Source organism: Streptomyces sp. NPDC048664 (assembly GCF_040650555.1).
Taxonomy (GTDB): Bacteria; Actinomycetota; Actinomycetes; order Streptomycetales; family Streptomycetaceae; genus Streptomyces.
Map to the genome: position 1 here is coordinate 129832 of NZ_JBEZHK010000002.1, position 21050 is coordinate 150881.

The 21050-nt window shown below is 70.2% G+C and carries 16 protein-coding genes and 5 pseudogenes; 11 read left to right on the top strand and 10 right to left on the bottom strand.

The features are described from left to right. Nucleotides 1-5: 5 nt before the first annotated feature. Complete coding sequence (locus AB0C59_RS02460) at nt 6-521, bottom strand: pyridoxamine 5'-phosphate oxidase family protein (protein ID WP_363000276.1); 516 nt, start codon at nt 519-521, stop codon at nt 6-8. Between the two features lie 418 nt (nt 522-939). On the opposite strand from AB0C59_RS02460, the gene AB0C59_RS02465 reads away from it, so the two are divergent. The 3 genes from AB0C59_RS02465 to AB0C59_RS02475 all read left to right on the top strand — a co-directional run bounded on the left by AB0C59_RS02465 (nt 940) and on the right by AB0C59_RS02475 (nt 3474). Next, a complete protein-coding gene (locus AB0C59_RS02465; RefSeq protein ID WP_363000603.1) occupies nt 940-2619 on the top strand; it encodes a chloride channel protein in 1680 nt (559 codons plus the stop codon). 104 nt (nt 2620-2723) lie between these two features. After that, complete coding sequence (locus AB0C59_RS02470) at nt 2724-2969, top strand: hypothetical protein (RefSeq protein WP_363000277.1); 246 nt, start codon at nt 2724-2726, stop codon at nt 2967-2969. Nucleotides 2970-3129: 160 nt separating this feature from the next. Continuing rightward, the gene (locus AB0C59_RS02475) at nt 3130-3474 is read left to right on the top strand and encodes an SPW repeat protein (protein ID WP_363000278.1); all 345 of its coding nucleotides are present in this window, start codon (nt 3130-3132) and stop codon (nt 3472-3474) included. 45 nt (nt 3475-3519) lie between these two features. Here AB0C59_RS02475 and AB0C59_RS02480 read toward each other — a convergent pair whose 3' ends face one another. The 3 genes and pseudogenes from AB0C59_RS02480 to AB0C59_RS02490 form a co-directional block, all read right to left on the bottom strand. After that, nucleotides 3520-4056 carry a MarR family transcriptional regulator gene (locus AB0C59_RS02480; protein WP_363000279.1) on the bottom strand — a complete coding sequence of 179 codons (537 nt, stop codon included), beginning with the start codon at nt 4054-4056 and terminating at the stop codon, nt 3520-3522. 9 nt (nt 4057-4065) lie between these two features. Next, nucleotides 4066-4482: pseudogene (locus AB0C59_RS02485) on the bottom strand (PP2C family protein-serine/threonine phosphatase); the annotation flags it as partial. Between the two features lie 53 nt (nt 4483-4535). After that, nucleotides 4536-5300, bottom strand: coding sequence for a DUF4142 domain-containing protein (locus tag AB0C59_RS02490; protein ID WP_363000280.1), 765 nt, complete (start codon nt 5298-5300; stop codon nt 4536-4538). Nucleotides 5301-5603: 303 nt separating this feature from the next. Here AB0C59_RS02490 and AB0C59_RS02495 point away from each other — a divergent pair. Further along, nucleotides 5604-5867, top strand: a pseudogene (locus AB0C59_RS02495) (MarR family transcriptional regulator); the annotation flags it as partial. Nucleotides 5868-6019: 152 nt separating this feature from the next. On the opposite strand, the gene AB0C59_RS02500 reads toward AB0C59_RS02495, so the two are convergent. Continuing rightward, nucleotides 6020-6193, bottom strand: a complete 174-nt coding sequence (locus AB0C59_RS02500) for a CsbD family protein (protein ID WP_363000281.1) — start codon at nt 6191-6193, stop codon at nt 6020-6022. 139 nt (nt 6194-6332) lie between these two features. On the opposite strand from AB0C59_RS02500, the gene AB0C59_RS02505 reads away from it, so the two are divergent. The 3 genes and pseudogenes from AB0C59_RS02505 to AB0C59_RS02515 all read left to right on the top strand — a co-directional run bounded on the left by AB0C59_RS02505 (nt 6333) and on the right by AB0C59_RS02515 (nt 8281). Next, the gene (locus AB0C59_RS02505) at nt 6333-6503 is read left to right on the top strand and encodes a hydrophobic protein (protein ID WP_171154443.1); all 171 of its coding nucleotides are present in this window, start codon (nt 6333-6335) and stop codon (nt 6501-6503) included. Nucleotides 6504-7103: 600 nt separating this feature from the next. Beyond that, nucleotides 7104-7833 (top strand): annotated as a pseudogene (locus tag AB0C59_RS02510) (C-terminal helicase domain-containing protein); the annotation flags it as partial. Nucleotides 7834-8038: 205 nt separating this feature from the next. Beyond that, nucleotides 8039-8281 (top strand): DUF5302 domain-containing protein, encoded by a 243-nt coding sequence (locus AB0C59_RS02515; protein WP_363000282.1) that lies wholly within the window; start codon nt 8039-8041, stop codon nt 8279-8281. 698 nt (nt 8282-8979) lie between these two features. Here the strand turns inward: AB0C59_RS02515 and AB0C59_RS02520 are convergent. The 4 genes from AB0C59_RS02520 to AB0C59_RS02535 all read right to left on the bottom strand — a co-directional run bounded on the left by AB0C59_RS02520 (nt 8980) and on the right by AB0C59_RS02535 (nt 15470). Beyond that, entirely contained in the window at nt 8980-10665 is a 1686-nt protein-coding gene (locus AB0C59_RS02520; RefSeq protein ID WP_363000283.1) for a ribonuclease J, read from the bottom strand. Nucleotides 10666-11051: 386 nt separating this feature from the next. After that, complete coding sequence (locus tag AB0C59_RS02525) at nt 11052-11570, bottom strand: hypothetical protein (protein WP_363000284.1); 519 nt, start codon at nt 11568-11570, stop codon at nt 11052-11054. Nucleotides 11571-11679: 109 nt separating this feature from the next. Beyond that, nucleotides 11680-13638 (bottom strand): amino acid transporter, encoded by a 1959-nt coding sequence (locus AB0C59_RS02530; protein WP_363000285.1) that lies wholly within the window; start codon nt 13636-13638, stop codon nt 11680-11682. A gap of 257 nt (nt 13639-13895) precedes the next feature. Next, the gene (locus AB0C59_RS02535; protein WP_363000286.1) at nt 13896-15470 is read right to left on the bottom strand and encodes a Na+/H+ antiporter; all 1575 of its coding nucleotides are present in this window, start codon (nt 15468-15470) and stop codon (nt 13896-13898) included. Nucleotides 15471-15707: 237 nt separating this feature from the next. Here AB0C59_RS02535 and AB0C59_RS02540 point away from each other — a divergent pair, with 237 nt between their 5' ends. From AB0C59_RS02540 to AB0C59_RS02555, 4 genes and pseudogenes are all read left to right on the top strand, one after another. Further along, entirely contained in the window at nt 15708-18206 is a 2499-nt protein-coding gene (locus tag AB0C59_RS02540; RefSeq protein ID WP_363000287.1) for an ATP-binding protein, read from the top strand. Then, entirely contained in the window at nt 18203-18778 is a 576-nt protein-coding gene (locus AB0C59_RS02545; protein WP_363000288.1) for a DUF4118 domain-containing protein, read from the top strand. The genes AB0C59_RS02540 and AB0C59_RS02545 overlap by 4 nt, the downstream gene beginning before the upstream one ends. Next, nucleotides 18727-18942 (top strand): annotated as a pseudogene (locus AB0C59_RS02550) (amino acid permease); the annotation flags it as partial. The gene AB0C59_RS02545 and the pseudogene AB0C59_RS02550, both read left to right, overlap by 52 nt. A 60-nt stretch (nt 18943-19002) precedes the next feature. Beyond that, nucleotides 19003-19320 (top strand): annotated as a pseudogene (locus AB0C59_RS02555) (transposase); the annotation flags it as partial. Here the strand turns inward: AB0C59_RS02555 and AB0C59_RS02560 are convergent. Next, nucleotides 19279-20943, bottom strand: coding sequence for a serine/threonine-protein kinase (locus AB0C59_RS02560; protein ID WP_363000289.1), 1665 nt, complete (start codon nt 20941-20943; stop codon nt 19279-19281). The pseudogene AB0C59_RS02555 and the gene AB0C59_RS02560 overlap by 42 nt on opposite strands. Between the last annotated feature and the right edge of the window lie 107 nt (nt 20944-21050).

The following is a 21050-nucleotide window of genomic DNA, read 5'->3' on the forward strand; positions in this document are numbered from 1 at the left end:
CGCAGTCAGCGAGGGCCCGATCGTCCTGGTGCGTTCGTGCGTGCGTGCGGTGAGCGACCCGCAGGAGGTGCGGTCGCGGTCGGGTCCGACTCCGCCGAGCGGATGCCCGTCACCAACTCGGGCCGGATGCGCACCGTCTGGTCCGTGCCTTCACTTGGCATCCAGGGGCACAACAGCTGCCGGGCGTAGTCCAGTTCGGCCGGGTCGGCCACTGCTCGGGCATAGCCGACGGCCACCACGCTCCAGCCCAGATGGGTGTCAGGGTCGATGGCGTCGGCCTCGTAGGCGACCACCACACCGATGTTCTCCCCGTCCCCCGCGTGAGATGCCGGAACCGTGCCCTCGCGGGTGCGCAGCACGATGTCCCCGCCGCACAGGATGTGATTCACCGGATGAACGGCGGGAAGAGCATGCCGGGTGAAGACGATCCTTCCCAGGGACACACTGCCCAGCAACCGCAGTGCCTCGGCAGGGTCGAGGTCTGTCCACTGGTGGTGCCGCGGGGTGTGGGTACGAGGCATGGCCTGCTTCTTCGGGACGGAGTGACGGGCTTCCCGCGGGCTCCGGGTCGGTTCGTGAGCGCCGGCGCGCGATGCGGGCGGAGGGCGTTGGGGAGGCCAGTGCCGGATCCGCCTCCACTGTCGCCCACCACGCACCAGCTCTCCAGTGCCTGTCGGGCCCGATGGGGACCAGAGGTCCCCCTCACCCGCTGAGGACGGCAGCGAGGTCGGTGCCGTCCCCTCCCGGCGGCGCACTCTCCTGGTGCCGGCACCGCTCGCCCGATCCGCTATCTTTGCATACTGCAAAGGTGAGGGAGGAGAACAGGTGAGCGTCGTACCGACACCCAGGGATGCGCAGCACGCGCCCAGCGGTGAGGCCACGGGGACCGTCACGCCGGCACCGAGGCTCGCGGGGCTGCGTCTCGCGTCGTGGGGTGTGATGGCTCTGGCCGTGGTGGTCGGAGGGGGAGCGGGCGCGGGCTCGGTGGTCTTCCGGTGGTGCATCCAGACGTTCACCCGGCTGTTGTCGGGCCGGACGGACTACTCCGCCTTCCCCGGCGCGGGCAATCCGCATGTGCCGTGGCTCGGCCCGTACTTCGTCCTGCTCGCTCCGGTGGTCGGTGGCCTGCTCTACGGGCCCCTGGTCAACCGGTTCGCCAAGGAGGCCCGTGGTCACGGTGTGCCGGAGGTGATGCTGGCGGTCGCCCAGCGTGGTGGCCGGATCAGCCCCAAGGTCGCCGTCGTCAAGACGCTCGCCTCCGCCCTGACCATCGGATCGGGAGGGTCGGTCGGCCGTGAGGGGCCGATCGTGCAGATCGGCTCCGCGCTCGGCTCCACCCTGGGCCGTTTGACGCGGGCGACCGAGGGCCGCATGAAACTCCTGGTCGCCTGCGGTGCGGCGGGTGGCATCGCGGCCACTTTCAACGCGCCCTTGGCCGGCGTCTTCTTCGCCATGGAGCTGATTCTGGGCACCTTCTCGGCGGAGGCGTTCGGCGCGACGGTACTGGCCAGCGTCACCGCGAGCATCATCGGGCGCGCCACCTTCGGCGACACGGCCTTCCTGAACCTCCCGGACTTCCACGTCGAGCATCTCACCCAGTACGGCCTCTTCGCCCTGCTCGGCGTGCTCGCGGCGGTCGTCGGCATGGGCTTCGCGCGCTTCCTGTACCTGGTCGAGGATCCCTGCGACTGGCTCTGGCGGGGACCCGAATGGCTGCGCCCGGCGGTCGGTGGCCTCGTGCTCGGACTGGTGCTGCTGGCCCTGCCCCAGATGTACGGCGTCGGCTACCCGGTCCTGGAGAAGGCCACGGAAGGCGGCTACGCGGTCGGCTTCCTCCTCCTGCTCCTCGTCGGCAAGATGCTGGCCACCAGCCTGACCATCGGCATCGGCGGCTCGGGAGGGGTCTTCGCACCCAGCCTGTTCATCGGCGCGATGCTCGGCTCGGCGTACGGGGCCGGTGTCAGCCACCTGCTGCCCGGCACGGCGGGCGCCGTCGGCGCCTACGCCCTGATCGGGATGGGAGCGGTCTTCGCCGGTGCGGCGCGGGCCCCGATCACCGCGGTGGTCATCCTCTTCGAGCTGACCGGCGAGTACTCGATCATCCTGCCCCTGATGCTTGCCATCGTGCTGGCCACCGCCACCAGCCACCTGCTCTCCCGGGACACCGTGTACACCCTCAAACTGCGCCGCCGCGGTATCGACCTCGAAGGCCCCGCCCCCGGTGCGCCGATCGGCGCCCAGCACGTCGGCGCCGTCATGGAACCCCTGCCCTCCGCCCTGCCCGCGACCACGGCCCTGGCGGACGCCGCGGACCTGCTCAGCCTGTCCGGACACGGAGCGCTACCGGTCGCCGACGCCACCGGCGAGTACGTCGGTGTCGTCACCGCCCAGGCGGTGGCCGAGGCACTCGCCGAACAACCGGACGCGGCCCCCACGACGGTCGGGCGGCTCGCCGAACCCCCCGTGCCGGTCACCACCGACCAGCCACTGGCGCAAGCCCTCCACGCCCTGCTGTCAGCGCCCGGGACCGGCCTGCCCGTCCTCGACACTTTGCAGGGCCAGCCTGTCGGCTGGCTCAGCCACCAGAGTGCACTACGTGCCGTGCACAAGGCCGCCTGAGCGAGTCGGGGACGTCGCCGGGCCGTGCCCGAACCCATGCTTTTGCACTGTGCAAGAATGGGTAGCAGGACTCCACGAGCAGACGACTCCCAGGAGGCGAAACCATGGAGACCGAGCATGTCCAGCGTTCCTACTCGTTCGTGTGCCTCGACTGCGGACACGGATGGGAGGGAACGTTCGAGATAGACGTCACTGTCGACGATCACCAGCACACCATCGCCACATACCACCTCGACGGCCGGCTCGTACCCTCCCCGCTCCAGTCACCTCGCTGTCCGGCCTGCGAGCGCGGCAAGATCCGCATCATGCGGGCGGGACGAGTGTCCTCAGCCCGCGGGTACGAGCACTGAGGCCGGTAGGGCGGCGCCACCGGTGCGGCGCTGGACTGGCGAACTGCACCAAACGGTATGAAACATGATCCCCATGCTGCCTTCACTCCACTCGACCGACAGGGGTGAGACTCGGTCGGCAAGAACAGAGCGCAGCGCCGGGCCGAGAACCGGCGCCCGCGTGCTCCCTCTGGACGGCCTCGTTCTGCTGGTCGGCGTCTACGCGGCGATCTCCCCCTGGGTGATCCACTTCGCCGGAACGAATCCCTATCTCACGGCCAACAACGTCATCGTGGGACTCGCCGTCACCGTGCTCGCGTTCGGAGTTCCTCTGATGCCGTCGCGGATGAACCACCTCTCATGGACCATGCTGCCCATGGGCCTCTGGCTCATCATCGCCCCGTCCCTGGTGACCGCATCCCACGATGTCTCGACCGCGATCGTCTGGAACAACAGCTGCACAGGCGGTGTCCTGATCCTTTCCGGCCTGATCACCACGACTCTGGGCCTGGGAACACTGGGATAGCGGACCAGTCCCCGGATTCCCGGACCCCGTGCTCCGAAGAGCGCCTCACGCGTCGTGAGCCACCGTGCCGTCGACCATCCAACCCAGGGGGTGGGGCTCCGGGTCGTCCGGCCCGGGGGCCAAAGGCTCCCCTCCAGCCTCGTTGAAAGCGTTGAGGGCCTCGACGAGTGCCAGGCGCTGGGTGGGGCGGAGCCGTTCGACGATGGCGGCGATCTCGGCACGGCGCCGGGCGGTGACGTCCTCGACCGTGCGTATGCCTTCGCCCGTCAAGGCCAGGAGGGTCTCGCGACGGCTGGTGGGGTTCGGCCTTCTGTCGGCGAGTCCTGCGACGATGAGCCGGTCCACCATGCGCATGGCGGTCGACGGTGCCACCTGGAGCAGTTCGGCGAGCTCGACCAGCTTGGTCGTCCCCCGGGTGGACAGCACGACCAGCATGCGGAACTGCGCCAGAGTCACCCGCTCCTCCACAGCGGCGAGCGAGCGCGCGGAGACCGCCACCAGCAGACGGGAAGCGGTCAGCACCGCCTTGGTGACGTCATCGACATCATCCAAGGCGTCCAGGGGGTTCTCTCGCTCGGGCATACGTCCTTTCTACCGTGCCGAGGTCGCCGCTTCCTCACCCGGCAGGTCGGGTTCTCCTCCCACTTCGCTGTGATATCGGAGCAAGACCATGGCGGCGTTCTGCTGGAGCGGCCCGGCGGCGTGGCGGACCAGGTCCTCGCGCAGAGCCCGCAGGGCGCGATCCGCGTCAGGCTCCTTCAACAGGCTCGCCCGCTCGCCCAGCGGGTGGAAGGACCCGTCCGGATCGCGGGCCTCGGTGACGCCGTCGGTGTACAACGGCAACTGGTCACCGGGGGCGAACTCCACCCGGTGGGGTCGCGGCCCCTCACCCCCGTGAACGCCCAGCCCCAGAGGCAGCGCGAAGGTCTGAGATTCAGGAAAGCCGACGCTGCCGTTCTCCCTGACGATCACCGGGGCTGGATGACCGTGGTTGAGGAACACGAGCTGCTCTTGCACACCCCTGCAGGGCGATGCCCCCGCCGTGCGATGCCCGCGGCGGGTCACCCCGTGGTCGGGGATGCGGTGGGGGTGGGTGTCGAGTCCGGGCCTGTCGGCACTCCCTGGGTCGACAGTTCGGGGGGCACGGTGAGCGTGACCACGGGCGCGCCCGGCTGCGGCACGGGTGGTGTGACCTGCGCGGCCGGCAACTTGGGTGGAGTCGTCTCCTGGAAGTTGACCTGGTTGAAGTTGATCAATCCGGTCTTCTCCATCTGTGTGATGTGGTCCAGGACCACGTCGTTGGCTTGGTCGGCCAGTTCGCGCACGAGGGTGTTCTGTGTGGTGGAACGGATCTTGGCGATGGTGTTGAAAATCGAGCCGTGGGTGATGCGCAGGGTGTTGGCGAAGTCGGTGTCGAACTGCTTGCCCGTGTCGGACTGGAAGTTCGCCAGGAAACCCTGTTGTTGTGGCGTGGGCTGGTTGGGGATGGTGACGTTCAGCTCGGGGGCGATCTTCCGGCAGCTGGCGTCCAGCGCGGCGTGACCGATGACCAGGTGCCGTCCGGCCTCGCGCACGGCCGCGGTCGTGCCTTTCTTCATGGCCAACGCTCCCGAGGGACCCTCCCAGAGCCCGGCGGAGCGTACGAAGACGACGAAGTTGCGGTCGGCCTCGGTCAGCGGCCCCCACTGCGTGTTGGCGATGATCCGGGACTGGTCGGAAGTCGTGGTCTGCAGTCCGAGCACACTCGGGTAGACGAGGGCGGCGAGCGTGGCGGTGAGGGCCCCGCCGACGACGAGGTATCCGATCGTGTTGCGCGAGATGGGCATGACGTCTCCTGTGTCCGGACAGCGTGCTGACAGCCCGTACGCAGGCAGCACGGAAAGAAAACCCTTGCTGTAGGTAAAGATTGCATGATGCCACGTAAGGGCGGCCCAACAGGGGGCGCTTCGCGAGCGGATGCCATCATCCGCTCACGTCATGGACCGCGGGCCCGATGCGGAGGGGCCGGCGCGACGTGAGGCGGAAGGCCTACTGAATCATTTCTTGCATTACGCAATTTTCACCGAGGTGCGTCGGCGGGTTGGGTGTCATGCGCCTTGTGGATGAGCGGCGCCGATACGGGGCTGGGCGTCACGCGGCAGTCGATGAACGTGCTGTTCCAAGCCCTGGAACGAGACGGCTACGTGACCAGGCCCGCGGAGGCACCCGTCGGGAAGGTCCTTCCCGCGCGGCTCACCCCCAGTGGCCGGCGGAGCCTCGAGAAGGCGACCGTGGCGGTCCGGTCCGTCGAGGTCGGAATGCTGTCCGGCATGACCGAGACCGAGCGGTCAGGTGCCTTCCGTGTCCTGCAGAGCATGATCCATTCCCTGCGTGAGGGCGACGACGGGGCGTAGCTTGCTCCTGGAGCACGTCTCGTCCCGTCCGGAAGGGAACGCGGGCTGCGTCGAAAACCGACAGACCGCGACTGCACCCTCTTCTGCGAGGAGACACGCAAGGCGAGGGCCTCCCCGGAACAACTCCGGGGAGGCCCTCGCCGAGAAGAGCGTCAGTGCTTGAAGGCGTCCTTGCTCTTTTCCTTGGCCTCGCGGGCGTCGCCCACGCTCTTTTCCGCCCGCCCCTCAGCAGTCATGCGCTCGTTGCCGAGGGTGCGCCCGAGGGTGGCCTTGGTCTTGCCCTGCGCCTGCTCGGTCTTCGCCTTGGCCTTCTCGCCGGCACTCATGAAACACGCCTCCTCGTCGCTTCGGATTCCGCTGTCGCGGTAACCCACCAGCTGCCCCGGGGCTTCCTTCACAAACAAGGATCGTTTGATGATTGGGTCTTCATCGGCAGGGCACACGGCGGCCAGGAGGTTGATAACTATGGTTCCCCTGCTTCTCGTCCTGCTGCTCGCCCTGATCCTTTTCGGTGCCGGTTTCGCCATCAAGATTCTGTGGTGGGTGGCCGTCGCGGTCCTCGTGCTGTGGCTGCTCGGCTTCGTCATGCGATCCACCAACGCCGGAGGTGGTCGTGGTCGCTGGTATCGATGGTGACCTGACGTCGCGCGTATAGCTTTTGTGGGGGCCTGGCCGTCGCGACGGCCAGGCCCCCACGTTTGCCCGGTGAGCCGGAGTTGCATCCCACCGAATCGGCCGCAGGAGTCTCCAAACGGGACCGGGGTAGGCGTATTGCGTCGGGGGCGGGGCGCATGCGTGCCGGAACCCGCGCAACCTTCCAGCGCCGCCGGCCCCCGACTACCGAGCCTGCCGGACGTGACGGAAGCGGGCTGAGCCGGGGCGGGGGCAGCTCGTGGCGAGGGAATAGTTGTCCGATGCGCAGCCGTGGCCGCCATGGATGGTGTCGTCGTCGACGTGGATGAAGGCGGCGACAGCGCAACCGGCAGAGACCACGAGTTCGAGAGCGTGTCGACGTGGGCAACTCGACTCCATCGACGACCTTCACCCTGCCGTCACTTTGTTTGCCCGTGCCTTCGATACGACCTTTTCCTGACCTGTCTCCCGGGCACGATGAACAGGGCAATCAGTTCGGCGGCGTCTACAGCCACACCAGAAGTCGATCGAACAGGTCATCCAGGCGCTGACGTCGTACGCCGAGGCACTACGGCTGCCGACGGCCACGGTCGTCGGCGGCACGTCGATCAGCTGGTCCGCCGCTCCCTTCACGACCCCGTCGTCCACTCGGTCGACCCGGCCGTGGACACGGTCACGACGATGGAGCACCACGTTCTGGTTGTCCACGGCCCCGACCGCTACGCCGCCGCCACGGAGATCGCCGCCCGCGACGGCTGCGTACTGCTGTTCCTCGACACCAAGCACGTCGTCGACCAGCTCACCCAGCGGGGTGCACGCCGGAGCCCTACACAGCGGTAAGTCCCAGCCGCAGCGCACACGGACCCTGGGGCAGTTCAAGAACGGCCACATCACCGTTCTGGTGGCGACCGATGTCGTGGCCCGTGGCTTGCACGTCGACGACCTCGATCTCGTGGTCAACGTCGACCCGCCCACCGGCGCCAAGGACTATGTGCATTGGGCGGGCCGCACCGCCCGCGCCGGCGAGTCCGGCAGCGTGGTTACGCTCGTGCTGGCGGGCCAGCGCCGCGAGACGAGCCTCATGCCGGGGCCGGGGCCGGCATCGAACCGACCGTCACCAACGTGCGCTCGGGCGAGGCGGAACTGAGCCGGATCACCGGCGCCAAGTCTCCCTCCGGGATCCTGCTCGACGGCGGGCCCGCCGTCCCCCGGCCCAAGAACATGCACCAGCAAGGACTCCTCCCGCGGCGCCGGCGGCAAGTCCCGAAAGACGGGCGAGGCCCGCAAGCTCGCCGAGGCCCGCAGGGCCGCCCTCGTGCGTCGCAACGGCTGAGAGCCGTTGCCCTGGCAGCCTGGCCACGGGATCGACGACCCTCGGCCCGGCCCGAAGCCGTCCTGCGAGCCTCACCTGCGGAGGCAAGGCCCTTGGCCGCGAGAGGGATACCCGCCGAAACGGAGCAGGATGATGTTGCCGGCGCCTCGCGCTGCGCGCAGCATGACAAGCTGTGTTTGCCCACCCCCGAACCCAGGAGGACACCATGACCGCAGAGCCCGTATCTACGGAAGGTTCGGAGCCTGCTGCCCCCGAGACGTCCCCTCTGGAGCCGGACAGCGACGGCAACTACGACCTCAAGCGCAAGTTCCGCGAAGCCCTGGCGCGCAAGCGCGGTGTGCAGGCGGACGCCGCTGATGTTGCCGCCAAGTCGGATGCGTCGAAGGTGCGTTCGGCGCACGGCCCGGCTGCGAGCCAGCGGTCGTTCAGGCGCAAGAGCGGCGGCTGAGTCGGTGAGTCCCGCGACCTGACGGCTTCGCGGGCACTCGCGCTGTCCGGTCGTGCCTTCCGTGCAGTCGCCCGCGACGTGCGCTTGTCCGGGCGCGCGTCGCGGGCGGAGCCGGCGGACTCGCCTGGGGGGAATGGCCCAGATGCGGTTGGCTCGGGTCGGTGGCGCCGCCGAACCGGAATCCGGGATGAGGGCACTGTCTTGTCCGAGGGTAAGCGGCGTGTGTCGCGCGCCTGGGCGTGCCCCTGTACCGCTGTGAAGATCGACTGCGGTTGTCCGGCGTGACGGTAGGCATCCGCGTGGCAGGGACAACATTCGTTCCCCGTCCTGCTGCGGCTGATCGACGCGCAGTCGATCGCGTTCCCGGCAGCGGTCGCCTTCGTGCCCAGCTGCGACGTGCAGGTGCCGACCTGCCTCGAGTGGGCGCTCTCTGGTGCAACATCTGGGCGCGGTGCACCGCCGCTGTGTCACCGGGTCCTCTCGCCGCTTCGGCCGCGAGTTCGCGCAGTCTGCCGTGGAGTCGGCGACAGGGCCGTCGCCCCCACCACCGACTCCCTCGTGGACCTGTCGGCCGCCCACGGCGAGACGATCCGCCTCGTGGAGCCCGGCGGCTTCGCCACGCGACCGGTCCGGCCGTGGCCGACCTCGATACTCGCGGGGCCGCTACCGCAACGGGGACCGTGCTGCCAGGCCGGGGCTCAGGCGTCGATGATGACGGGGATGATGAGGGGCTTGCGGCGGTGGGTGCGGAACGCCCAGTTCGCCACGGCGCGGGCGACGAGTTGTTCGAGTTGGCGCGCGTCCCCGACGCCTTCCTCGGCCGCGGTGGCCAGGGCCTTCTCGATGACGGGGATCACCGGCTCGAAGGTACTGTCGTCGTGGACGAAGCCGCGGGCCAGGAAGTCGGGGGCCTCGGCGAGGGCGCCGGTGTCCGCGTCGACGATCGCCACCACCGTGACCACGCCTTCGGCGGCGAGGGTGAGGCGGTCCTTGAGGGACGCCTCGGTGGCGCCGCCGACTTCCATGCCGTCCACGTAGACGTTGCCGGCGGGGACCTTGCCGGTGATGGATGCGCGCCCGTCGACCAGGTCGACGACGACGCCGTTCTCGGCGATGACGACTCGTTCGGGGTCGACACCCGTACGGATGGCGAGGTCGGCGTTGGCCCGCAGGTGGCGCCATTCGCCGTGGACGGGCATGACGTTGCGGGGCTTGACGATGTTGTAGCAGTAGACGAGTTCGCCGGCGCTGGCGTGCCCGGAGACGTGCACCTTGGCGTTGCCCTTGTGGACCACGTGGGCGCCCCAGCGGGTGAGTCCGTTGATCACCCGGTAGATGGCGTTCTCGTTGCCGGGGATGAGGGAACTGGCGAGGAGGACGGTGTCGCCCTTGCCGATGCGGATCATGTGGTCGCGGTTGGCCATCCGTGACAGCGCGGCCATCGGTTCGCCCTGGGAGCCGGTGCACACCAGAGTGACCTTGTGATCCGGGAGCTTCTCCAGCTCCTTGGTGCTCACGACCAGACCGGAGGGGACCTTCAGATAGCCCAGGTCACGGGCGATGCCCATGTTGCGGACCATCGACCGGCCGACGAAGGCGACCTTGCGGCCGTGCTGATGGGCGGCGTCCAGGACCTGCTGGATGCGGTGTACGTGGCTGGCGAAGCTGGAGACGATGACCCGGCGCGGCGCGGTGCGCATCACCTGCTCGATCGCCGGGTTCAGCTCTCGCTCGGAGGTGGTGAAGCCGGGTACTTCGGCGTTGGTGGAGTCGGTGAGGAACAGGTCCACGCCCTCCTCGCCGAGGCGGGCGAAGGCGCGCAGATCGGTGATGCGGTCGTCGAGAGGGAACTGGTCCATCTTGAAGTCGCCGGTGTGCAGCACCATCCCGGCCCGAGTGCGGATCGCGACCGCGAGGCTGTCGGGGATGGAGTGGTTGACCGCCACGAATTCGCAGTCGAAGGGCCCGAAGCTCCGCCGGTCGCCCTCCCGTACCCGCACCGTGCGCGGCCGGATGCCGTGCTCCTTGAGCTTGGCCTCCAGGAACGCCAGCGTCAGCTTGGAGCCGACGACGGGAATGTCGGACCGCTCGCGCAGCAGGTACGGCACGCCACCGATGTGGTCCTCGTGGCCGTGCGTGAGGACGACGGCGACGATGTCGTCCAGCCGGTCCCGGATCGAGGTGAAGTCCGGCAGGATCACGTCCACGCCGGGCTGGGTCTCCTCGGGGAACAGCACGCCGCAGTCGACGATGAGCAGCTTGTCCGCGTGCTCGAAGACGGTCATGTTGCGGCCGATCTCCCCCAGGCCGCCCAGGGCGATGGCCCGCAGCCCTCCTTCGGGAAGGGGCGGGGCGGCTTTCAGCTCGGGGTGTGGATGACTCATACCCTGACGGTACCCGGAGAGCGGCACAGGGTGATCCACTGCCTGTGTGACTCTCTCTGTGGGGGAGGCGTCCGGCAACGAGGTCTTCCCGGCCACTGCGGTCGGATACAGCGAATTGCTGGAGTGGGCCAGGGGGCTGGGCGCGGTGCGGCGGGCCGGAGCGGAGTGGACCGGCTCCTTCGGGGCGGCCCTGTGGACAGTGACTCCCTCCCGGACAGGAGCCCGTCTATGCTCAGGGTTGCCTCAACGGAGGTCGGTGGACACGAACAAGGACGATCCGGGCCGTCAGGTTCGACTGGGCTTCCTTGCCTGAGCGAGATCGGTCAGGGGTGCTGCCGCCGTTTCTCGGTACCCTGCGTGCTCGGCGCCAGGGCGCGATCTGCGGGTCAGGAGAGTCCCGAGGACCGGAGGACCGCCCGCAGCGCCTCGTCGTCGATGCGGTGGCCCAGCCGTTGCAGAGCGCCGATTCCCTGGTGCAGGGTGCCGCGTTGAATGGAACGGCGGACGCCCGTGTCGAGTTCGTGCCAGAGCAGGGGGTTGGCGGTGAGGACGCGGGGGTCGAGTTCCAGGCGGTTGCCGTGGACGTCTCGCAGAACCAGATGGGAGGAGACGCCGTCGTACTGCCGTACGGAGACCAGCGCCTCCGTGCGGACCGTGCAACGGCGCCAGGGTGTGCGTACCGCGAGCCAATCGGGGCCCGCGCTGACCCGCTGGGGGAGCAGGACAGTGCACACCGCGGCCGACAGGGTGATCCAGAGCAGGGCACGCAGGGGTGTCAGGCTTCCGGCGTCCCAGTCGACCAGAAGGCTCAGGGTGCAGAACAGCAGGGCGCAGCTCGCCGCGAGCCGGGCGCTGCCTCGCCAGTTGCGGTCGCCGGCCGAGCCCGGCAGCCTGATCCGTCGCATGACGCCGACGCTAGGCGCCCGCACTCGGCGCGGCGAGCGCCGCTGACGGGCCCCTGACGCGTATGGGCGGGCTTTGACGGAATCCTGACGCGGTCGCCCACGCTGGTTCTCATCCGGTGTGGACGCGCGGGCGGCGCTCCCGGTTCGGTTCCGCCTCGCGCAGCACCTCACGGGTGACCGGGGCGACCTCGCCCTGGCCGAAGAGGAAGAAGCGCAGGAAGTTGGCGAAGGGGTTGCCCTCGGTCCACTCGAAGTACATGTGCGGGGTGCAGCCTGTCCGGTCCCGGACGTGCAGGAGGAGCGCGGCCAGGGCGTTGGGGATGGAGGACGACTCCACGGTCAGGACGCGGTAGCGGTTGTGGAGAACCTCGCCGCGCACGGTCAGTCCTGCCTCGAACTCGGAGGGGTCGGTGACCGTGACCTCGACGAAGACGAAGTCCTCCTGCTCGGGCATCTCGTTGTCGGCCCGTATCTGCTCGACCTTGTCGCGGTACTCGGCCTTGTCCCGCCGGCCCGGTTCGTTGGCGATGAACCGGATCTTCCGGCTGGCGATGTCGCGGATGAATCGTTCCGCCATGTCGTCCAGCTCGACATGGGTGACGCGCAGCTCGAAGGCGCGGGCCAGCCGGGAGGCCAGCGAGACCAGGATGATGCCGACGATGAAGCAGGCACCGATCTTCACACCGTCCGGGCGCTCGACGACGTTCGCGACGGTCACGTAGAGCAGGACGGCCGAGACGACCGCGAACCCGAGGGTCCAGCCGCGCTGAGCGGCCCTGCGGGCGGCGATGGTCACCGCGATCGCCGCGGAGGACATCAGGACCAGCACGCCGGTCGCGTAGGCGCCGCCCTGGGCGTCGACGTTGGCGTCGAAGATCCAGGTCACCAGGAAGGCGACCAGGGTGAAGACGATGACCATCGGGCGCACCGCCCGTGCCCAGTGCGGGGCCATGCCGTAGCGGGGCAGATAGCGCGGCATCAGGTTCAGCAGGCCGGCCATCGCGGAGGCGCCGGCGAACCACAGGATGGCGATGGTGGAGAGGTCGTAGACCGTGCCGAAGGCGTTGCCCAGGTACTGGTGCGCGAGGAAGGCCAGCGCACGCCCGTTGGCCTGGCCGCCGGTCTTGAACTCGTTCGCCGGGATCAGCACCGTGGTGATGAAGCTGGTGGCGATCAGGAAGACGCTCATGATCAGTGCCGCGGCCGTCAGCAGCTTCTTCGTGTCGCGGATCCGTCCCTTCGGGCTGTCCTCGTTGTCGTCCGGGTCGCCCTGGACGTGCGGCATGACGGCGACGCCGGTCTCGAAGCCGGAGAGGCCGAGGGCGAGCTTCGGGAAGACCAGCAGGGACACGCCGACCATGGCGAAGACGTTGCCGTGCTCGGTGGTCAGCGCACTGGTCCAGTCGGTGACCACGTGCCCGGCGCTGAGGACATGCCACATTCCGACGACCACGACCACGACGTTCAGACCGAGGTAGACCGCCACCAGTGCGACCGCTACGCCGATCGCCTCCAGGAAGCCCTTGAGGAACACCGCGCCCAGCAGCGCCACCAGCAGCAGGGTGATGATCATCTGCTGACCGTGCAGGGTGCCGGTCAGGTGAGGGTTCTCGATGAGGTGGGTGGAGGCGTCCGCGGCCGAGAGGGTGATGGTGATCAGGAAGTCGGTGGCGGCGAAGCCCAGCAGGGTCAGGACGAACAGCTTGCCCTTCCAGAAGGTCAGCAGCCGCTCGAGCATGGCGATCGAGCCCTCGCCGTGCGGGCTCTCCTCGGCCACCCTGCGGTACACGGGAAGGGCGCCGGCCAGGGTGACGACGACGAGGACGAGGGTGGCCACCGGGGAGAGCAGGCCGGCCGCCAGGGCGGCGATGCCGGGCTGGTAGCCGAGGGTGGAGAAGTAGTCGACACCGGTCAGGCACATCACCCGGTACCAGCGCTGACCCTTGTGCGGAGGTCCGGGTTCGGCGTGGGGCCCGGTGTGGCCGCCGTGCTTGCCCATGTCCGACAGGCCCTCCAGCATCCATGTCCGCAGGCGGCCGGTACGGGGAGGGCGATCGGTCGTGGCCATCGGCGGGCTCTCCTGATGTGTGGCTCAGCGTGGGGTTCCGGCCATCACACGGACGGCGGCACCAGCGTAAGCAGGGAGTGACGCACGGGCCCACGTGAATGTCCTCGTTACGCGTCAGGACGGCGTTAAGGTCGAGCACGCCGCGTGCCGCGAGCCCTCAGGGCCGGAAGCCCGCTGAGGCTGCCGGCCCTTGGGTACCGACTGCTCCCTCTTCTGCGCCGAGGTTGGGGGCTGGGGCCACGGCTGGCGGAGTTCCGTCAGGCATCCGCCAGCCGTGCTTCCTCCAGATCCAGGGACCGCTGGAGCCGCCGCCGGGTCGTGTCGCTGATCCGGTGCGTGTCGTAGAGGCGCTGGAGCTCCTCGGTCTCCATGGTGATCAGGTCACGGCGCAGCTGGCGATGGACCAGGTCGGCGGACTCGGTGGCGGCGACGGTGCCGTTGTGCTCGGCCATGCGGTCCCGGGCGTCGTCCAGGCGCGCTGTCAGGCTGCGGCGCAGCCGGTCGAGGACGATGTCGGGTACGGCCTCCAACTCGGCGAGTTCCTCCAGGCGGGCCAGCCCGGCGCGGGCGAGGTGGGAGCGGGCCTCGATCTCCTCGCGTTCGGTATGGGCGGGCTCCAGGGCGATGCCGGAGGCGCTGACGACCGGGGCGAGCGTGAAACCCTGGACGACCAGCGTCATGACCACCACGGACGTGGTCAGGACGAGGACCAGGGGACGGTCCGCCAGGCCGCTGCCGTTGTCGGCGACCTCGGGAATGGACAGCGCGGCCGCCAGCGGCATGACGCCGCGTGTGCCGGCCCAGGTCAGGACCACCGGCACCCGCCAGTTCATGCGGCCGATCCCGCCCTTGCGCTGGACGACCGCGGACAGGGGAGCGAGCCACAGCAGGCGTATGGCGATGAGCGTGGCGGCGATGGCGAGGGCGTACACCGGCCAGGCCCGGTCGCCGTCGGCCAGTGCGCGCACCTGCGCGGGCAGCGCCAGCCCTATGAGGCTGAACACCACGCTTTCCAGCAGGAACACCACCGTGCCGTAGACGGCGTGCAGCTGGAGTCTTATGCGGGCGTTGGTGAGCCGGTCGCCCCGGCCGCCCAGGATCACCCCGGCCACCACGCAGGAGGTCACTCCGGAGGTGTGCGCAGCCTCCGCCAGCACGTACGCGGCGTAAGGCGTGACCAGGGCGATCACCGTCTCCAGCACCGGTTCCTCGGTACGGCGCCGGATCAGCGCCACCACACCGGCCACGGCCGCGCCGATCACCGTGCCGCCGCCCGCCAGCAGCAGGAACTCACCCCCCGCCGTGCCCCAGCTCGCCGCCGCCGACGCCACCGCGATACCGGCCGCCACCCTGACCAGCACCAGGGAGGTCGCGTCGTTGAACAGGCTCTCCGCCTGCACGAGCACCTGCACCTTCGGCGGCAGAGCGAGCCGTCGGCCGAGCGCGGTCACCGCCACTGGGTCGGTGCTGGCCAGCACCGCGCCCAGCACGAACGCCATCTGCCAGGACAGGGGCGTGAGCAGCGTCGCCACCGCGGCGACGGCCGCCGCGGACGCGAGCACGAGACCGATGGCGAGGACACCGACCGGCTTCCACACCGCGCGCAGCTCGCGCCAGGGCATGTCCTCGGCGCTCGCGTAGAGCAGCGGCGGCAGGACGACGAGCCCGATGATCTCCGGGCTGATCTCGATCTGCGGGGTGCCCGGCAGCAGTGCCACGGCAAGACCGGCGACCACCAGCAGCGAGGGGGCGGGCATCCGCCAGCGGCGAGCGAAGGTCGCCACCACGGTGGCCAGAATGACCAAGGCGAGAACCGTACCGACGCTTCGCATGCCGTCCCCCTGGGGGCTGAGAAGGGAAGCCACCCTGGCTCCCCTGCCGACCAGACTTCCCGGCACACCGCGGCCACCTTATCGGCCAGGTCACATCAAGACAGCGTCAAGGTCCTCGGGGCAGGCGCCAAGGATTCGACAGCGCACACCCCACCCGGCCCTCCGAAGGGCTTCCGTAGGAGCAGTCCCCCTCGACCACGGGGGAGTTGAGCCAGTGAGCGGAGCGCGTCGGCGGCGATGAGTGACGTACGGCCCGGACGACTGAAGGTCTATCTCGGGGCGGCCCCGGGAGTCGGCAAGACCTACCGGATGCTCGACGAGGGGCGGCGCCGTGCCTCGCGCGGAGCGGACGTGGTGGTGGGTTTCGTGGAGTGCCATGGGCGCCGGCACACGGAGGCCATGATCGACGGCCTTGAGGTCGTCCCCCGCACGTCCTGCGCCTATCGCGGCGGGGGCTTCGAGGAGATGGACCTGGCCGCGGTGCTGGCGCGCCGCCCGCAGGTCGCGATCGTGGACGAGTTCGCCCACAGCAACGTCCCTGGTGACGGCCGTAACCCCAAGCGCTGGCAGGACATCGGGGAACTCCTCGCCGCGGGCATCGAGGTCATCACAGCGGTGAACGTCCAGCACCTCGAATCCCTCAACGACGTGGTCGAGAAGATCACCCACGTTCCGCAGGCCGAGACCGTCCCCGACGAGGTCGTACGCCGGGCCTGGCAGATCGAGCTGGTGGACATGCCGCCCGAGGGCCTGCGCCGCCGGATGGCGCACGGCAATGTCTACGCCCCCGAGAAGATCGACGCGGCCCTCGCGAACTACTTCCGCCCCGGCAACCTCACCGCCCTGCGGGAGCTGGCCCTGCTGTGGGTGGCCGACCGGGTGGACGAGGCGCTCCAGGACTACCGCGCGCAGCACGGCATCGGTGGGGTGTGGGAGACCCGGGAGAGGGTCGCCGTCGCTCTGACCGGCGGCCCCGAGGGCGACACGCTCGTCCGACGGGCCGCCCGGATCGCCGCCCGGTCGGCCGGTGGCGACCTGCTCGCGGTGCACGTGGCCCGCAGTGACGGCCTCGCCGGCGGTGTCTCGGCAGCCTCCCTCGCCCGCCAGCGCCGGCTCGTGGAGGACCTCGGCGGCAGCTACCACTCGGTCGTCGGTGACGACGTGGCCACCAGCCTGGTGGAGTTCGCCCGCGCCGAGAACGCCACCCAGCTCGTCCTCGGCAGCAGCAGAGGCGGTCGTCTGCAGCGGTTCCTGACCGGGCCCGGCACGGGGGAGACCGTGACCGAGCTGTCCGGCGACATCGACGTCCACCGGGTCACCCACGAACGGGCCGGGCGCGGCACCCTCCTGCCCTCGCGCCGCCGCACGCTTTCGACCGCCCGGCGGATCGCCGGACCCTTGGCCGGGCTCGTCCTGCCGATGCTGCTCACCGCTGTGCTCGCGCAGGTGCGCGGCAAGCTGGACCTGACCAGTGAGGCGCTGTTGTTCCTGCTCGCCGTGGTGGGAGTGGCGTGCATAGGCGGGGTCGCCTCGGCGGTGATCGCGTCGGTGACGGCGTCCCTGCTTCTGAACTACTGGTTCATCCCGCCCATCGGCCGGTTCACGCTCAGCGACCCGAACGCGCTGCTCGCCCTCGCGGTGTTCGCGGTCGTCGCGGCCACCGTGGCCGGGGTCGTCGACCGCTCGCTACGGCTGTCCAGGCGCTCGGCGCGGGCCGCGGCCGAAGCGGAGACGATGTCGTCCCTGGCCGGCACGATCGTGAGGGGCGAGGCGACGATCCCGGCGCTTCTGGAGCGCACCCGGGAGACCTTCGGCATGGAGTCGGCGGAACTGGCGGACGAGCCACCGGACATGGAGGGTGCCGCATCGGTGCCGGCCGGTCCGGGCGCGTACCTGGTACTGCGGGGCCGTCCCCTGTCCTCCTCCGAGCGGAGGGTGCTGGCCGCGTTCGCCGCGCACGTCGGCTCGGCGGTGGAGCGCACCCGGCTGGCCGAGGCGGCGGCCGAGGTGGAGCCGGTGAAGGCCGCCGACCGGCTGCGCACGGCCCTGCTGCGGGCCGTCGGCCACGACCTGCGCACCCCGCTCGCCGCGGGCTGGGCAGCCGTCACCTCGCTGCGCAGCCGAGATGTCGACTTCACACGGGAAGACCGCGACGAACTCCTCGCCACCGCCGACGAGTCCATGGCCAAGCTCAACCGCCTCGTGGAGAACCTCCTCGACCTCAGCCGCCTGGAGGCCGGCGCCCTCACCCTCGACCTGCGCCCGACCTCCCTGGACGAGGTCCTGCCCATGGCACTCACCGACGTCCCCGAGGTGATGACGGCGAACGTGGAGGAGATCCCGGCGGTGCTCGCCGACCCGCCGCTGCTGGAGCGCGTGATCGCCAACCTCGCCTCCAACGCCGCCCGCCACACCCCGTCCGGGCGGAAGGCGCTCGTCACCGCCAGTGCCCTGGCCGGACGCATGGAGCTGCGGGTGGTCGACCGGGGCCCCGGACTCCCGCAGATCGGCCGGGAGCGGATCTTCGAACCGTTCCAGCGGCTCGGCGACGACGACAACACCACTGGTCTCGGCCTTGGTCTGGCGCTGGCCCGGGGCCTGACCGAGGCGATGAACGGCACCCTCACCCCCGAGGACACTCCCGGCGGCGGCCTCACGATGGTCGTATCGCTGCCGCTCGCGGAGCGGGCCGTGGGGGCCGGATCCATCGAGCAGAACGCAGGAGGCGCGCGATGAGCACGGACGCAGGCACTTGGAGACCGCACCGCACACGCACCCCGGCCCGCATCGGGCCACCGCGTGACCGGCTCGCCCTGACCGCCGGCCTGGCCACCCCCTTCCTGGCGGTCCTCGCCCTCGTCCCGTTCCGCACGAGCCTGTCGCACACGAACGCCGCCCTGGTCCTCGTCGTGGTGGTGGTCGCGGTGGCCGCGCTCGGCAGTCGTACGGCGGGCGTGGTCGCGGCGTTGTCGGCGGCGGCCTGGTTCGACTTCTTCCTCACCCGGCCGTACGAGACCTTCGACATCAACGCGACCGCCGACATCGAGACGGCGGTGCTGTTGCTGGTCGTCGGCGTGATCGTCGCCCGACTCGCCTTCCATGCACGTCGGCTGGAGGCCATGACCGTGACGGACGCCGCCGATCTGGCGCGCGTTCACCGCACGGCCGACCTCGCCCGGTCCGCCAACTCGGCGGACATCGTCGTCGACCACGTCCGCACCGAGCTGACCGACCTGCTCGCCCTGCGTACCTGCCGTGCGAGCGGCGCAGCCTGGGACGTCCCATCGCGGCGTACGTCCGTGAGGTGACCGCCGCCGAGCCGGCCACGCGGGTCACCGTGCTGATCCCGGAGACCGAGCCGGAGCGGCTGTGGCAGCGGCTGCTGCAGAACCAGCGGGGTGCGGTCGTCGCGCACGCCGTGCGGCGGGAGACCGACGCGGTGATCTGCCGACTGCGCTTCCGGCTGCTCTGAGGAGAAGCACTCTGCTACGACGGGTAGGGGTGGAGGACGACCCCGCAGCTCGTACGGGCCCTCCTCCGCCAGGCGTGCGGCGCGACGGATGAGGGTGCGGCCGCCCGGACCCCCGGTCGTGAGGCGATGGACGCGATCGCCTGCACGTTCCAGACCGGGACCCAGTGGATGCGTCTACCGACTGAGTACGGCAGCTGGCGGGGCGTCTCCAACCCACCGCGAATGTGGGTCGTCGAGGGCACCTGGGAGCGGGTGTTCACCACCCTGGTGGCCCGGGCCGACGCCCAAGAGGACCTGGAATGGGCCGTGTCGGTGGACACCGCCATCGTGCGGAGGTTACCGGCGGGTGAAGGTTGTCGGGGCGCCGAGTCCCTGTGAGCCGGGGCCGAGTCGGAGCGTTCCGTCGATCATGCTCAACTCGTAGGAGTTGCCGGGCACGCAGACCAGCGTGCTGGCGGGGTCCGTGGTGTGGGGTGACTTCGCGGCGAACTCCACACCGTCCGCGTTGACCGCCTTGAGCTCAAGTGACTCCGTGCAGCCGTCGTTCTTGCCGTCGTCCTGGTCGTGTACGTCGCTCACCTGCTGTCCGACCAACTCACCGAGCCGACCCGCGTGGAGTGTGAGGGTGACGTGGTAGCTGTCGGTGTGCAGCCCGAACGAGTACCTGCCGTCCGGATTACCCGGGCCGGTGCCGACCCAGGTGCCCACCCAGGAGGCGGGCAACGCGTTCGGATCCGTGCTCGCCCCGCCGGCCGGCGGGGCGGTCGACGCCTCGCTGCCGCGGGTCGAGCCCGTGTGGCCCGAGCCGGGGTCAAGCACGGTGTGCACGAGCAGGCCGGCCAGCACCAGAAGGACCAGCGCGCCGGCCGCGGCGATGGGCAGGACTCTGCGTCCCGCGGGGGCTGGAGGTGGCTCGGGCAAGGGCGTCGGGGCCGGTTCGTCGCGGTGGGCAAGGTGGTCGTGTGCCGTCCGCGTCACCGTGTACGGGGAGCGGGCCGAAGCGGAACCCGCGGTGTCACCGGGCGGATCGGACGGGGGAGTGGTGCCGTCGGCGGCGAGGACGGCATGGCGAACGGAGGGCGAGGCGGCCACACCGTCCAGCGCCGCCCGTGCGTCCGCCTCGCGCGTCGCCAGTTCCGCCGGAAGGCCCGGTGGCCGACGCAGAGCCCAGTGCCCGGCGGACCGGTCCGGCTCCGGCAGCAACTCGGCCGCCGCCCCAGCCGTCGGACGGTCCCCGGCCCCCTTCGCCAGGCACGCCCTTATCAGCGGCAGCAGCGCCTCGGGAACCCCCTCCAGGTCGGGCTCCTCGTGGACGACGCAGTACAGCAGCGCCTGCGCGGAGGGCTGCCCACCGGGGCGGCTGAAGGGTCCGCGGCCGGTGGATGCGTACACCAGCACCGCGCCCAGGGCGAAGATGTCGGCCGGCGGTGCCGATATGCCCCCGGTGGCCTGCTCGGGTGCCATGTATCCCGGTGAGCCGATGACCCCGCCGGTCGTGGTGAGCCGGGAGTCGTCCCCGGCGCGGGCGATGCCGAAGTCGATCAGCAGCGGCCGGTTGCCTGCCAGCAGCACGTTGGACGGCTTGACGTCACGGTGAGCCAGGCCGGCTCGGTGTACCGCGTCCAGCGCCCCGCACAGTTCGGCTGCGAGCGCGGTCAGGCTGTGCGTCGGGAGCGGCCCGTGCTCCGTCACCCAGTCGGCGAGCGAGGGCGCGGCGACGTACTCGGTGGCGAGCCATTGCGGTTGGGAGCCCGCCGGCGAGAAGTCGACCACGGTGACCGTCCAGGGAGACCGTACCCGGTCGGCGTGCTGGATCTCACGGGCGAAGCGCTCCCCGAACGCGGGATCGAGCCCGAACTCCGGCCGCACGGTCTTGAGCGCGAGCGGACGTCCGGCCGGAGTTCGCGCCAGGTACACCTGGCCCATCCCCCCGGCTCCCAGCCGTGCGAACAACGGATATCCCCCGACCCACGCGGGGTCGGCCTCCCCCAGACTTCTCATGGCCGAAGACTACGATCCCCTCCGCGACCGCCGCCCGTTGGGACTTCCCCCTGGCCACCCGCACCCAGGGACGTGCCGCCCAGCGCGCCACCCGCACCGGCCAGGGC

Excerpts from the sequence above, each read along its gene's own strand:
- AB0C59_RS02460 (WP_363000276.1), bottom strand. The coding sequence starts at position 521 with ATGCCTCGTACCCACACCCCGCGGCACCACCAGTGGACAGACCTCGAC.
- AB0C59_RS02465 (WP_363000603.1), top strand. The coding sequence starts at position 940 with ATGGCTCTGGCCGTGGTGGTCGGAGGGGGAGCGGGCGCGGGCTCGGTG.
- AB0C59_RS02470 (WP_363000277.1), top strand. The coding sequence starts at position 2,724 with ATGGAGACCGAGCATGTCCAGCGTTCCTACTCGTTCGTGTGCCTCGAC.
- AB0C59_RS02480 (WP_363000279.1), bottom strand. The coding sequence starts at position 4,056 with ATGCCCGAGCGAGAGAACCCCCTGGACGCCTTGGATGATGTCGATGAC.
- AB0C59_RS02490 (WP_363000280.1), bottom strand. The coding sequence starts at position 5,300 with ATGCCCATCTCGCGCAACACGATCGGATACCTCGTCGTCGGCGGGGCC.
- AB0C59_RS02500 (WP_363000281.1), bottom strand. The coding sequence starts at position 6,193 with ATGAGTGCCGGCGAGAAGGCCAAGGCGAAGACCGAGCAGGCGCAGGGC.
- AB0C59_RS02505 (WP_171154443.1), top strand. The coding sequence starts at position 6,333 with ATGGTTCCCCTGCTTCTCGTCCTGCTGCTCGCCCTGATCCTTTTCGGT.
- AB0C59_RS02515 (WP_363000282.1), top strand. The coding sequence starts at position 8,039 with ATGACCGCAGAGCCCGTATCTACGGAAGGTTCGGAGCCTGCTGCCCCC.
- AB0C59_RS02520 (WP_363000283.1), bottom strand. The coding sequence starts at position 10,665 with ATGAGTCATCCACACCCCGAGCTGAAAGCCGCCCCGCCCCTTCCCGAA.
- AB0C59_RS02525 (WP_363000284.1), bottom strand. The coding sequence starts at position 11,570 with ATGCGACGGATCAGGCTGCCGGGCTCGGCCGGCGACCGCAACTGGCGA.
- AB0C59_RS02530 (WP_363000285.1), bottom strand. The coding sequence starts at position 13,638 with ATGGCCACGACCGATCGCCCTCCCCGTACCGGCCGCCTGCGGACATGG.
- AB0C59_RS02535 (WP_363000286.1), bottom strand. The coding sequence starts at position 15,470 with ATGCGAAGCGTCGGTACGGTTCTCGCCTTGGTCATTCTGGCCACCGTG.
- AB0C59_RS02540 (WP_363000287.1), top strand. The coding sequence starts at position 15,708 with ATGAGTGACGTACGGCCCGGACGACTGAAGGTCTATCTCGGGGCGGCC.
- AB0C59_RS02545 (WP_363000288.1), top strand. The coding sequence starts at position 18,203 with ATGAGCACGGACGCAGGCACTTGGAGACCGCACCGCACACGCACCCCG.
- AB0C59_RS02560 (WP_363000289.1), bottom strand. The coding sequence starts at position 20,943 with ATGAGAAGTCTGGGGGAGGCCGACCCCGCGTGGGTCGGGGGATATCCG.